The 12,774-nt window shown below is 59.4% G+C and carries 7 protein-coding genes and 2 pseudogenes; 7 read left to right on the top strand and 2 right to left on the bottom strand.

Annotated features, from left to right (window positions below; all coding sequences use genetic code 11):
- Positions 1–108: 108 nt before the first annotated feature.
- A pseudogene (locus ACIOZM_RS29830) lies at positions 109–1,318 on the bottom strand (PhoH family protein); the annotation flags it as partial.
- A gap of 349 nt (positions 1,319–1,667) precedes the next feature.
- Positions 1,668–2,792: a polysaccharide deacetylase family protein gene (locus ACIOZM_RS29835; RefSeq protein ID WP_401220812.1), complete on the bottom strand. Its 1,125-nt coding sequence runs from the start codon at positions 2,790–2,792 to the stop codon at positions 1,668–1,670.
- 265 nt (positions 2,793–3,057) lie between these two features.
- On the opposite strand from ACIOZM_RS29835, the gene yaaA reads away from it, so the two are divergent.
- The 7 genes and pseudogenes from yaaA to ACIOZM_RS29870 form a co-directional block, all read left to right on the top strand.
- Positions 3,058–3,837, top strand: coding sequence for a peroxide stress protein YaaA (gene yaaA / locus ACIOZM_RS29840; RefSeq protein WP_401220815.1), 780 nt, complete (start codon positions 3,058–3,060; stop codon positions 3,835–3,837).
- Between the two features lie 810 nt (positions 3,838–4,647).
- A complete protein-coding gene (locus ACIOZM_RS29845) occupies positions 4,648–5,964 on the top strand; it encodes a nucleotide sugar dehydrogenase (RefSeq protein ID WP_401220818.1) in 1,317 nt (438 codons plus the stop codon).
- A 103-nt stretch (positions 5,965–6,067) separates the two neighbouring features.
- On the top strand, positions 6,068–7,549 hold the full coding sequence (alg8, locus tag ACIOZM_RS29850) for a mannuronan synthase (protein WP_401220820.1): 1,482 nt from the start codon (positions 6,068–6,070) through the stop codon (positions 7,547–7,549).
- Positions 7,550–7,584: 35 nt separating this feature from the next.
- Positions 7,585–8,754, top strand: coding sequence for a PilZ domain-containing protein (locus tag ACIOZM_RS29855; protein ID WP_401220823.1), 1,170 nt, complete (start codon positions 7,585–7,587; stop codon positions 8,752–8,754).
- A 9-nt stretch (positions 8,755–8,763) separates the two neighbouring features.
- Positions 8,764–10,275: an alginate biosynthesis TPR repeat lipoprotein AlgK gene (algK, locus tag ACIOZM_RS29860; RefSeq protein WP_401220826.1), complete on the top strand. Its 1,512-nt coding sequence runs from the start codon at positions 8,764–8,766 to the stop codon at positions 10,273–10,275.
- Entirely contained in the window at positions 10,272–11,753 is a 1,482-nt protein-coding gene (locus tag ACIOZM_RS29865) for an alginate export family protein (RefSeq protein WP_401220829.1), read from the top strand. Before algK ends, ACIOZM_RS29865 begins: the two co-directional genes overlap by 4 nt.
- 26 nt (positions 11,754–11,779) lie before the next feature.
- A pseudogene (locus tag ACIOZM_RS29870) lies at positions 11,780–12,774 on the top strand (right-handed parallel beta-helix repeat-containing protein); the annotation flags it as partial.

Genomic DNA, 12,774 nt, shown 5'->3' on the forward strand with positions numbered 1-12,774 from the left:
ACACCACCCCCCACAACCTAAAATAAAAACACCATACCCCTTTATTTCGTCCCCGTCCCCCCTTAACATATACCACACACCCCACCCCCCCCCCCCCCGGCCCCGGCCCCCGGCCCGGGTGATGATGGTTTTCATCTGGTGCGGCGTGAGGTTCTGACATTCGTCGATCAGGATCAGGCTCTGCTGGAAGCTGCGACCGCGAATGTAGTTGAGCGATTTGAACTGCAAAGGCACTTTGCTAAGGATGTAATCGACGCTGCCATGGGTGTTTTCATCATCCATGTGCAAGGCTTCGAGGTTGTCGGTGATGGCGCCCAGCCAAGGCTCCATTTTTTCCGCTTCGGTGCCGGGCAGGAAGCCGATTTCCTGATCCAGCCCCTGAACACTGCGGGTGGCGATGATGCGGCGATAGCGTTTGCTGACCATCGTCTGCTCAATCGCAGCGGCCAGCGCCAGAATGGTTTTACCCGAGCCGGCAGCACCGGACAGGTTGACCAGATGGATGTCCGGATCGAGCAAGGCATACAGCGCCAGGCTCTGATAGATGTCACGCGGCTTGAGCCCCCAAGCCTCCTGGTGCAATAGCGGTTCCTGATGCAGATCGAGTATCAGCAGACGGTCTTCTTCGATTTCCTTGATCCAGCCAACGAAGCCCTGTTCATCGATGATGAATTCGTTGATGTGCACCGCCGGCAGGTTGTCGATCAATTGCACCTGATGCCATGTGCGGCCGTGATCCTGACGGGTTTCGACCTTGCTCACGCGGTCCCAGAAGGAGCCGGTCATGTTGTGGTAGCCGTTCGGCAGCAGCGATACGTCATCGACCAACTGGTCGGTGCTGTAATCCTCGGCCGCAATCCCGCAGGCACGCGCCTTGAGGCGCATGTTGATGTCTTTGGTGACCAGCACCACAGGTTTTTTCGGATCGCGTGCGTGCAGGTCGATCAACTGGTTGATGATTTTGTTGTCGTTCAGATGCTCGGGCAGAATCAGACTCGACTCGGCCTGTTTGCTCATCAAAATCGACAGCAAACCCTTCGGCCCGCCCTTGCCGCGTTGAATCGGCACGCCCAGTTCGACATCTTCGGGGGAAGCGTCGCCCAGGGTCTTGTCGATCAGGCGAATGGCCTGACGGCATTCAGCGGCCACGCTGTGATGCCCGCTCTTGAGCTTGTCCAGCTCTTCAAGCACGGTCATCGGGAGCGCAACGTGGTGTTCTTCGAAATTCAGCAGGGCGTTTGGATCGTGAATCAGTACGTTGGTATCGAGTACAAAGGATTGGCTGGTTGGAGGAAGGGCTACGTCCGTGATCATCCATACTCGGTCACCTTTGTGGGAGCCATTCGACGCAATACCTCGGCGGTGCTGCGCCTCGAAGTGACTGCCGAATCCACCTGCAGTGCCCTCGTCAGGATGGCAGGTGAACTGCACACAAAATGGGTCTTGGAAGACGCCACCTGTGTTGCAGGTTTCGGCGGTCTGTCTTCGTAATACTCCAAAACCCATGACATAAAAAAGCACTTTGACGGTTTTTTTAAGTTTATTTTGCAAAGTGACGAAAAGCCCTTGGCGGACTCCCGCGACACCGTTAGAGTCGGAAGTCCGCCTGCATCGATTCCTCTGAAAAATTCACCCCAAGCCCAATGTTTCCGGGCTCTTGCCGTTTATCAGCGAAATGCGTCCTGACAGTCTTCCCAACCGATACCGCTTTGCGCGGTCTGGGTGATCAGCCACGGCAACGCCGTCTTCACCGCATCCTGTTTGCTGTTGAAATTGATCACGCCGTGACGCCACAACAGCATCAAAGTCAGCACCCGCTGTGCGCTCGCCGGGCCCTTGAGTTTGCCGGCGCCGTCCTGGGCATCGATGTCCCATAGCGCCACTTGCAGGCCCTGACTGTTGAAGAAGCCCTGCGCATCACTGCGGCGCTGGCCATCCGGTGGACGGAACAGCGGCACATAGTTTTCCGGCAGTTTGTTCTTCACCAGATCGGCGCTGCGACGCACTGAATCCTGCCAGTCCTGCCAATAGCTGTGGGAGCGGAACTCCCAGCCCTGCACGCCGACGCACTGTCTGGAGAATGTCGATTGCAGGCTGCTGACCGAATTACCCGCCAGACGCGCCTGAATATCCTTGCCCAATACGAAGAAGGTGCCCGTGAGGTTCGACTTGCGCAGGTAGTCGGCGAGCCACTCGGTGTTGTCCGGCAGCACATTCGCCGCGCTGTCGAAACTCAGCAGAAACAGGCGATCGTGCATGTCGTCGCCGTTACGCTCGTAATCGCCGAAACGATCGACTTCGCTGCTGGTCTGCGGCGACAACGCAGCCTTGCGCATCAGTTCATCCAGATACTGCAAATGGAAGATCCGGCTCGGCTCGGCCCACTTGGTGTAATAGCTGTCGTCACTGACCACGAACTTCGCAGCCTGCTCGCGCAGGGTCGGCATGTCCTCGACGAGGAAACAGAACGAGGCGTCCTGATCGCAGCTTTGCTGGGCGAAGTTGTAGCTGATCAACAGTCGCTGCCAGAGGCGCTGACGCAGGATATTGATCGCATCCAGATTGATCGTGCGCAACCCCAGGCGCTGGGCCAGTGCGGCTTCGTCCATCGACTCGGTGCCCAACAGTCCACGGGCGAACATAAGGATTTCCGCCCGCGACGCCACGTCGAACAGGGTCGGATTGCCGAACTGCTCGGGCCAGGTGCTGCGATCCAGCGTCGCCGGGTCGCCCGGTGCCGCCAAGGCACCGAAGCTCAACAGCCACGCGGTGAAAAAAAGAACAATGCGCAAAGGGGTGTCTCCATAACAAAACCCGCGCGGCACTATAGCTGATCCACCAGCAATTCCCGCAGTCACACCAATCCCTTGTAGGAGTGAGCCTGCTCGCGATTGCAGTCTGGCATTCAACATCACGGTGACTGATCTACCGCTATCGCGAGCAGGCTCACTCCTACAGGGGATTTGTGTCCAGCCGTCGATCACCTATGAGCCTGATAGCTGGAGTCATCCGCCCCAACCCCCTAGAATCGCCCCCACGATTAAAGGAGACGACTTCATGCTGATGGTGATTTCCCCCGCCAAGACCCTCGATTACGAAACACCGCCGGCGACCCAGCGCTTCACCCAGCCGCAATACCTGGACCATTCCCAAGAGCTGATTCAGCAATTGCGCGAGCTAAGTCCGGCGCAGATCAGCGAGTTGATGCACGTCTCCGACAAGATCGGCGGGCTCAACGCCGCGCGTTTCGGCAGCTGGACGCCGGCCTTCACCCCGGAAAACGCCAAGCAGGCACTGCTTGCCTTCAAGGGCGACGTCTACACCGGTCTCGACGCACAATCCTTCAGCGAAGCCGACTTCGACTACGCGCAACAACACTTGCGCATGCTCTCCGGCCTGTATGGTCTGCTGCGCCCGCTCGATCTGATGCAACCGTATCGACTGGAAATGGGCACCAAACTGGCCAACGCCCGCGGCAAGGATTTGTACGCCTTCTGGGGCACGCAGATCAGCGAATGGCTGAACCAGGCCCTCGCCGATCAGGGCGATGACGTGCTGCTGAACCTGGCCTCCAACGAGTACTTCTCGGCGGTCAAACGCAACGCCTTGAACGCGCGAATCATCAACACCGAGTTCCGCGACTTCAAGAATGGCCAGTACAAGATCATCAGCTTCTACGCGAAAAAGGCCCGTGGCCTGATGAGCCGCTTCGTGATTCAGGAACGCATCAACGATCCGGCCGCCCTCAAACAGTTCGACGTGCAGGGTTATCGCTACAGCGCCGAGCAATCGAAACCGGACAATCTGGTGTTTTTGCGCGACCACGCACCGGAATAAAGCATGTCCATTGCACGACTCTTTATATAAAGAGTCGTGCACCTCGCACGATGTCAAAAAACCCTCGCCTCATTTCGCCGTTTTATTGGCGCCATAAAATCGTCCAGCCCAATTCTAATTTTAGTTTCACTCGACAGCCGTGATTTTTTTCAGTAGTGGCACGTAAATTTTTTCACGGTAGTGGCACAAAAATATCTCACGCTAGTATCTGCCTATTAATAAAGGGCGAAATCGAAAGTGCTATCAAATTGAGACCAGTGCCATCTTTGACAATATTTCAAAAAATTTCAGATTTCGCGATGAGCGGACAGGAACTATGTCCAAATGCATAGCTCATACCACCGGTAACGATTCTCGCTGAGTTTGTACGAGATAACTTACGCAAGACAGACAGCCATATAACCAAGTTGTCACACTAACTTGCCTAGATGACTAACCAGTCTGAAAGCAACTTGAAGGACAGGAGATACGCACCATTAATATCCCCTACAAGGCCAAGGCCGCGCCCCTATAACCGTGCTCACCGTAGCACCCAACCGCTTGATCTGCGGGCTTTATGCCGGCCACTCGAGCGCGTTATACGACTGCACGAATATCTTTCAAACGAAAGATCGGCTGCAAAACAGGGCAAGTCATAACAACAAGGCCTAGTTGCGCACACCTTGAGTGCACTTATTTAGACACTCGAACTTATGTATGCCTGCACACGGCATTGTGGCGCCTGTAAGCCGCACTTTCGAGTGCACTATGACCGCTGAACACCATTAACTCCGGCCCTCTAGCGGCCTGATATATACAGAGGTAATTGCGATGCGCATCAGCATATTTGGTTTGGGTTACGTTGGCGCAGTATGTGCCGGTTGCCTGTCTGCACGGGGCCATGACGTGGTTGGCGTCGATGTTGCCAAAGACAAGATCGACATGATCAACGCAGGCAAGTCGCCGATTGTTGAACCGGGTCTGGGCGAGTTGCTGGCTCAGGGGATCGAGACCGGTCGTCTGCGTGGCACCACCAACTTCGCCGAGGCGATTCGCGACACCGACCTGTCGATGATCTGCGTTGGCACGCCGAGCAAGAAGAACGGCGACCTGGAACTGAACTACATCGAAGCGGTGTGCCGCGAGATCGGTTTTGTCCTGCGTGAGAAATCCACCCGCCATACCATCGTGGTGCGCAGCACCGTGTTGCCGGGCACCGTTGCCAACGTGGTGATCCCGATCCTCGAAGACTGCTCGGGCAAGAAGGCCGGCGTCGATTTCGGCGTTGCGGTCAACCCTGAGTTCCTGCGTGAGTCCACCGCGATCAAGGACTACGACCTGCCACCGATGACCGTCATCGGCGAGTTCGACAAGGCCTCGGGCGACGTTCTGCAATCGCTGTACGAAGAACTCGACGCGCCGATCATCCGCAAGGACATCGCCGTTGCCGAGATGATCAAGTACACCTGCAACGTCTGGCACGCGACCAAAGTGCCCTACGCCAACGAGATCGGCAACATCGCCAAAGCAGTCGGCGTCGATGGCCGCGAAGTGATGGACGTGGTCTGCCAGGACAAGACCCTCAACCTGTCCCAGTACTACATGCGCCCGGGCTTCGCCTTCGGCGGTTCGTGCCTGCCGAAAGACGTGCGCGCCCTGACCTACCGCGCAGGTTCGCTGGACGTCGAAGCACCGCTGCTCAACTCGCTGATGCGCAGTAACGAATCGCAAGTGCAGAACGCCTTCGACATCGTTTCCAGCCACGACAAACGCAAAGTCGCCCTGCTCGGCCTGAGCTTCAAGGCCGGCACCGATGACCTGCGCGAAAGTCCGCTGGTGGAACTGGCCGAGATGCTGATCGGCAAAGGCTTCGACCTGAGCATCTACGACAGCAACGTCGAGTACGCCCGTGTTCACGGCGCGAACAAGGAGTACATCGAGTCGAAGATCCCGCACGTTTCGTCCCTGCTCAACTCTGACTTTGACTCGGTGATCGACAACTCCGACGTGATCATCCTCGGCAACCGCGACGAGAAGTTCCGCGCACTGGCCCAACAAGCACCGCACGGCAAACAGGTCATCGACCTGGTGGGCTTCATGGCCAAAGCGACCGACACCGGTACTCGCACCGAAGGTATCTGCTGGTAAGTCAGCCTTCCGGCCGGGGATTGAACCCCGGTCGGTTCTTCGCCTGCCTTAACCCCATCGGGCCACCCAAACGGCTCGCCCGAGATAGAGACGGATGCAGATTATGCACAGGCTAAAGCACGGCCTACTTCAGGCCGCCGGTTGGCTGTTTTACCTCAGTTTGTTGATGGGCCTGGCGTTGATGCTGCCCACGTCCACATTCGACTCCGAGTCGAAGGACTTCATTTTCCTGATTGGCGCCGTGGGTATCTGGCGCTACTCGATGGGTGCAACGCACTTTGTGCGCGGCATGATTTTTCTCTACATCGTCTACCCGCATCTGCGCCGCAAAGTGCGCAAGCTGGGTAAAGCCGCGGACCCGTCGCATGTGTTTCTGATGGTCACCAGTTTCCGTATCGACGCGCTGACCACAGCGCAGGTCTACAGCTCGGTGATCCGCGAAGCCATCGACTGCGAGCTGCCGACCACCGTGGTCTGCTCCATCGTTGAAATGTCCGATGAGCTGCTGGTCAAGGCGATGTGGGCCCGGATGAATCCGCCGGAGCGGGTCAAGCTCGACTTCGTGCGTATTCCCGGCACCGGCAAGCGCGATGGCCTGGCTTACGGTTTCCGTGCGATCTCCCGTCACCTGCCGGACGAACGCGCAGTGGTTGCGGTGATCGACGGTGACACCGTGCTCGGCGAAGGCACCGTGCGCAAGACCGTGCCGTGGTTCCAGCTGTTCGGCAACGTCGGCGGCCTGACCACCAACGAATTCTGCGAAGTGCGCGGCGGCTACATCATGAGCGAATGGCACAAGCTGCGTTTCGCCCAGCGCCACATCAACATGTGCTCGACGGCCCTGACCAAGCGCGTGCTGACCATGACCGGTCGCATGTCGGTGTTCCGCGCCACCGTGGTCACCAACCCGGAATTCATCGCCGACGTTGAGAGCGACTCGCTGCAACACTGGCGTCTGGGTCGTTTCAAGTTCTTGACCGGCGACGACAAGTCGAGCTGGTTCAGCCTGATGCGCCTCGGCTACGACACGTTCTACGTGCCTGACGCGGCGATCAACACCGTTGAGCACCCGCCGGAAAAAAGCTTCATCAAGGCCAGCCGCAAACTGATGTTCCGCTGGTACGGCAACAACCTGCGGCAGAACTCCCGGGCCCTGGGCCTGGGTGTGAAACGCCTCGGCGCGTTTACTTCGGTGGTGTTGTTCGACCAGCGCGTATCGATGTGGACCTCGCTGCTCGGCCTGACCGTGGCGATCATCGCCAGCTTCAAATACGGCACCGCTTTCATCCTGGTTTACCTGCTGTGGATCGGCATCACCCGCCTGATTCTGACCTTGCTGTTGTCGTGTTCCGGTCACCGGGTCGGCCCGGCCTACCCGGTGATTCTCTATTACAACCAGATTGTCGGCGCGCTGGTGAAGATCTACGTGTTCTTCCGCCTCGACCAACAATCCTGGACTCGCCAACCCACTTCCCTGACCCGTGATCTCGCCAGCTTTGTACGTTGGTTCAGCGCCTGGTCGTCTCGGACCATGACCTTCTCCGCCGGCAGCATTTTCGTCGCCGTGCTGCTGATGATGGTCTGACCCGCCCCTATTGAATTAACAAGGAAATCGCCCCTATGAATACCGCCGTGAACGCCAACGTAGTGCATGAATCCGAAGCCCAGCGCCAACACGCCCGAGTGAAAATCCCGGCCAAGCTGCGTTTCTTCGGTCCCGACCGGACGCCAGTCGAAGCACGGGTCATCGACCTGTCCGCCGGGGGCCTGGCGTTCAACGCCGGCCAACTGCCGCTGACCATCGGCGAGGTGTACAAGGCGCGTCTGCAATTCGTCATCGATAACCTCGGCCTGGCCATGGATGTCGAACTGCAAGTGCGTTCCTACGACCGCCAGACCGGCCGCGTCGGTTGCCAGTTCCAGAACCTCGAACAGCAGGACATTTCGACCCTGCGCCACCTGATCACTTCGCACCTGTCCGGCGACATCGTCAGCATCGGCGAAGTGCTCGCGACCTTGCAGCGCGACAACTTCACCAAGGCGCGCAAGGTCAAGGACGGTGGCTCCGGCATGACCCCGTTCGGGCGCCTGAAAGCGGTGACGTTCAGCGCCGGGATCTTCGCGGTTGGTCTGGTCGCGGCGGGTTTCATTTTCAAATCGGTGTACGGCATGTACTTCGTCAGCCATGCGCAGGCCGGTCTGGTCAGCGTGCCGGGCATGAACATCACCATGCCGCGTGACGGCACCGTGCAGAGCCTGATCAAGTCCGACGGTGTCGCCGCCAAAGGCGCACCGCTGGCGACTTTCAGCACCAGCATGCTCGACGTGCTCAAGGGCCATCTCGACGAAGATCAGTTGCAGCCAGCCAAGGTTGAAGAACTGTTCGGCAAGCAGATGACCGGCACCCTGACTTCGCCGTGCGATTGCACCGTGGCCCAGCAACTGGTGGCCGACGGTCAGTACGCGAGCAAGGGCGATGTGATCTTCCAACTTGTGCCGCGCAACACCCAGGCCACCGTTGACGCGCGCTTCTCCTATCGCCAGTTCGGCGACGTGCGTCCGGGGACGCCAGTGAGCTTCCAGATCGCCGGCGAAGACAAGACCCGCACCGGCAAGATCGTCAGCAGCACCAGCCTGAAAAGCGCCGACCTGTCCTCCGACATCCGCGTGCAGATCCAGCCGGACGAGCCGCTCGACAGCACCTTCGCCGGCCGCCCGGTGGAAGTGAACAGCGACCGTGGCCCGAACCTGAACTGGCTGATCGACAAAGCCATGGCTGCCGGTCTTTAAGTCGAGGACATGCCTGTGACTACTCCACCCATCCTGAAAACACCGCGATCCCTGTGGGAGCTGGCCTGCCAGCGATTGGATCATTGCGGTATTGCTGGAACACCGCGTCGCCTGCATCGCCAGCAGGCTGGCTCCCACATGGGATTGATGGTTTGCTCGTTGGCATTGGCGGTGAGTCTGGCCGGTTGTGCCGGCCTGCCCGACCAGCGTCTGGCCAACGAAGCGCTCAAGCGTGGCGACACCGCCACCGCTGCGCAGAACTATCAGCAACTGGCCGACCTGGGCTACAGCGAAGCGCAAGTCGGCCTCGCCGATATCCAGGTCGACAGCCGTGATCCGGCGCAGATGAAACAGGCCGAAGCGACTTACCGCGCCGCAGCCGATGTTTCACCACGGGCGCAGGCACGTCTCGGTCGTTTGCTGGTGGCCAAACCGGGCTCCACCGAAGCCGAACACCACGAAGCCGAAGTCCTGCTGAAAAAAGCTGCGGCCAATGGCGAAGGCAACACGCTGATCCCGCTGGCCATGTTGTATCTGCAATACCCGCACAGCTTCCCGAACATCAACGCCCAGCAGCAGATCGATCAATGGCGTAAATCCGGTTACCCGGAAGCGGGCCTGGCGCAGGTACTGCTGTATCGCACCCAAGGCACTTACGACCAGCATCTGGATGACGTGGAAAAGATCTGCAAAGCCGCGCTCAACACCACCGACATCTGCTACGTCGAACTGGCCACGGTCTATCAGAAACGTGCCCAGCCCGAGCAACAAGCCGAGCTGATCAAGCAGATGCAGGCCGGATACAGCCGTGGCAGCGTCACCGCTCAGCGCGTGGATTCGGTTGCTCGCGTGCTGGCCGATTCGACCCTCGGCAAGACCGACGAAAAAACCGCGCAGTCGCTGCTCGAACCGATTGCCCCGGGTTATCCGGCGTCGTGGGTGACCCTCGCGCAACTGCTTTACGACTTCCCCGAACTGGGCGACGTCGATCAGATGATGAAGTACCTGGACAACGGCCGCGCTGCCGACCAGCCGCGCGCCGAACTGTTACTAGGCAAGCTCTACTACGAAGGCAAAATGGTCCCGGCCGATGCCAAAGTCGCCGAAGAACATTTCCAGAAAGCCGTCGGCCGCGAAGTCGCCGCCGACTACTACCTCGGCCAGATCTATCGCCGTGGTTATCTGGGCAAGGTCTACCCGCAGAAAGCCCTCGATCATCTGCTGACCGCTGCGCGCAACGGCCAGAACAGCGCCGATTTCGCCATCGCGCAACTGTTTTCCCAAGGCAAGGGCACCAAGCCCGATCCGCTCAACGCCTATGTGTTCAGCCAATTGGCCAAGGCACAAAACACCCCGCAAGCCGATGAGCTGGCGACCACCCTTGCAGCGCAATTGCCGCCCGAGCGTCTGGCCGAAGCCCAGCGCCTGTTGCAACAGGAACAGGCCAGCCGTGGCGCCCTGAACCAGAGCACGCTGCAACTGCACGCCCTGCAAGAAGAAGACGGCGAGGAATCCCTATGAAGTTGAATCCCTTTGTGAAGGCCGGCATTGGCCTCACGTTCGCGCTGATCTGGTCTTGCCCGACACTGGCGGCGATCACCGAAACCAAGAACTTCGGCCTCGAAGTGAAAATCACCGGCCAGTCCGAAGACGACCGTGACCTCGGCACCGCCAAGGGTGGCGACGTCAACGGTGTCGGCCTCGACCTGCGTCCGTGGGTTTATGGCGAGAGCGGCGCGTGGAGTGCCTACGCCATGGGCCAGGCCGTGACCTCGACCGACATCATCGAGACCGACACCCTGCAGCAGGCCGACGGCGCTGAAAACACCGATAACAATGATCGCAAGACCAAGAAAAACTATTTGGCGATGCGCGAGTTCTGGGTCGGCTACAGCGGCCTGACGCCGTATCCGGGCGAGATGCTCAAGTTCGGTCGCCAACGCCTGCGCAACGACGACGGCCAGTGGCGCGACACCAACATCGAAGCGCTGAACTGGACCTTCGACACCACCCTGTTGCGTGCCAACGTCGGTGTCGCCGAACGCTTCAGCGAATACCGCACCGACCTCAAAGAGCTGGCGCCGAAAGACAAGGATCGCCTGCACGCCTACGCCGATGCCGCTTACCAGTGGACGCCGGGGCAGTGGGTCGGGATTCGCGGTCATCACACCCACGATGACGGCAAACTCGATTATGCCGAGCCGGGCGTGCCCCGCGACTCGCTCGACAAGACTCAGAACGGTGACATCAGCTGGCTCGGCCTGACCGCTGACAGCGACGCCTACAACTGGCGCAACACCAACACCGTCAACTACTGGGGCAGCATCACCGGCATGAGCGGCGACCGCGACACGGTCAACCCGCTGAACGCCGACGGCACCGCGCCGGCCCAGGCCAAACGCAGCGAGGACGTCAACGGCTGGGCGACTGATCTGGGCGTGCGTCTGCGCCTTGATCCGCAATGGCAAGTCGGCGCCGCGTATGCCCGCGCCAGTGCCGATTACGAACAGAACGGTCTGGAAAGTAACCGCTCGAACTACACCGGTACTCGCTCGCGCGTGCACCGTTTCGGCGAAGCTTTCCGTGGCGAAATGAACAACATGCAGACCGCGACCCTGTTCGGTTCGTGGATGCTCAACGACCAGTACGACGCCAGCCTGATCTACCACAAGTTCTGGCGCGTGGACGGCAACAAGCCAGTCGGCAGCAACGGCATCAACGCCGTGGAAAACAACACTGACGACGTGACCGGCGCGATCCTTTCCAGCACCTCCCTGCCGCTGGACGATGGCAAGAAAGACCTCGGTCAGGAAATGGATCTGGTGGTCACCAAGTACTTCAAGCAAGGCCTGTTGCCGGCGGCGTTGAGCCAGTCGATTGACGAGCCGGCGGCGCTCGTACGTTTCCGTGGCGGCGTGTTCAAGCCCGGCGATGCCTATGGCAGCCAGGTTGATTCGTACATGCACCGCGCATTCATCGACGTGATCTGGCGCTTCTGATGCAAACCGCCAAGGGAGTGCCCGACATGAACAGTACGAGGAAAGGCTCGATCAGCCTGCTGGCCGGCGCGATGCTGCTGGCCTCGGCCAGCGCCTTTGCCAGTGTCGAACCGGTCACGCCGCAACAGGGCAAACCGGTGACCACCGCCAAAGAGCTGCAACAAGCCAAGACCTACACCGTCAGCAGCGCGCCGACCGAGGCGCTGCAACTGGCCAAGCCGAAACTGCCCGACCTGTCCGGCTTCACTGCCGAGGCCGCCGCCGCGAAAATCGTCCGTAGCAAACCGGGCAAGATCAGCGTGCGCCGGATGATGCAGGAAGACGCCCTGAAGGACTTCATCGGCGGCGACAACAAGATGGCCGAATGGGTGGTGCGTCAGCACGGTATCCCGCAGGCGATCTTTGTCGACGACGGCTATATGAACCTCAAGGATCTGGCGAAGAAACTGCCCAAGCAGTACTTCAGCGAAACGTCGCCGGGCGTGTACCTGTCGAAGCTGCCGATCGTGGTTGGCCGCAAAGGCATCCTTGAAATCGACGGCCAGACTCAGGAACTGCGCCTGTCGCAAGAGGCCGGGTCGTTCCTGGTCAACGACGGTCAGTTGTTTGTGCGTGACACCAAAATCACTGGCTGGCGCGAGAAGGAAAACGGCCCGGCGACCTTCCGCTCGCCGAAGGAATTCCGTCCGTTCCTGCTGGCCTGGGGCGGTACCGAGACTTACATCGTCAACAGCAAGATGGCCAGCTTCGGCTACGCCAACAGTAAGTCCTACGGCGTGAGTATTTCCCAGTACACGCCGAACATGGCCAAGGTACTCAAGCGTCCCGAACCGACTGGCTGGATCGTCGGTTCCGAGTTCTCGGACATGTGGTACGGCTTCTACTGCTACGAGACCCGTGACTTCGTGGTCATGTGCAACACCTACAAAGACAACATCGTCTACGGCATCGACCCGCACGACCGTTCCCACGGTCTTGTCATTGCCGAGAACACCGTGCCCGGTACGAAGAAGAAGCACGG

It is taken from the genome of Pseudomonas sp. NPDC087346, from assembly GCF_044744235.1.
Taxonomy (GTDB): Bacteria; Pseudomonadota; Gammaproteobacteria; order Pseudomonadales; family Pseudomonadaceae; genus Aquipseudomonas.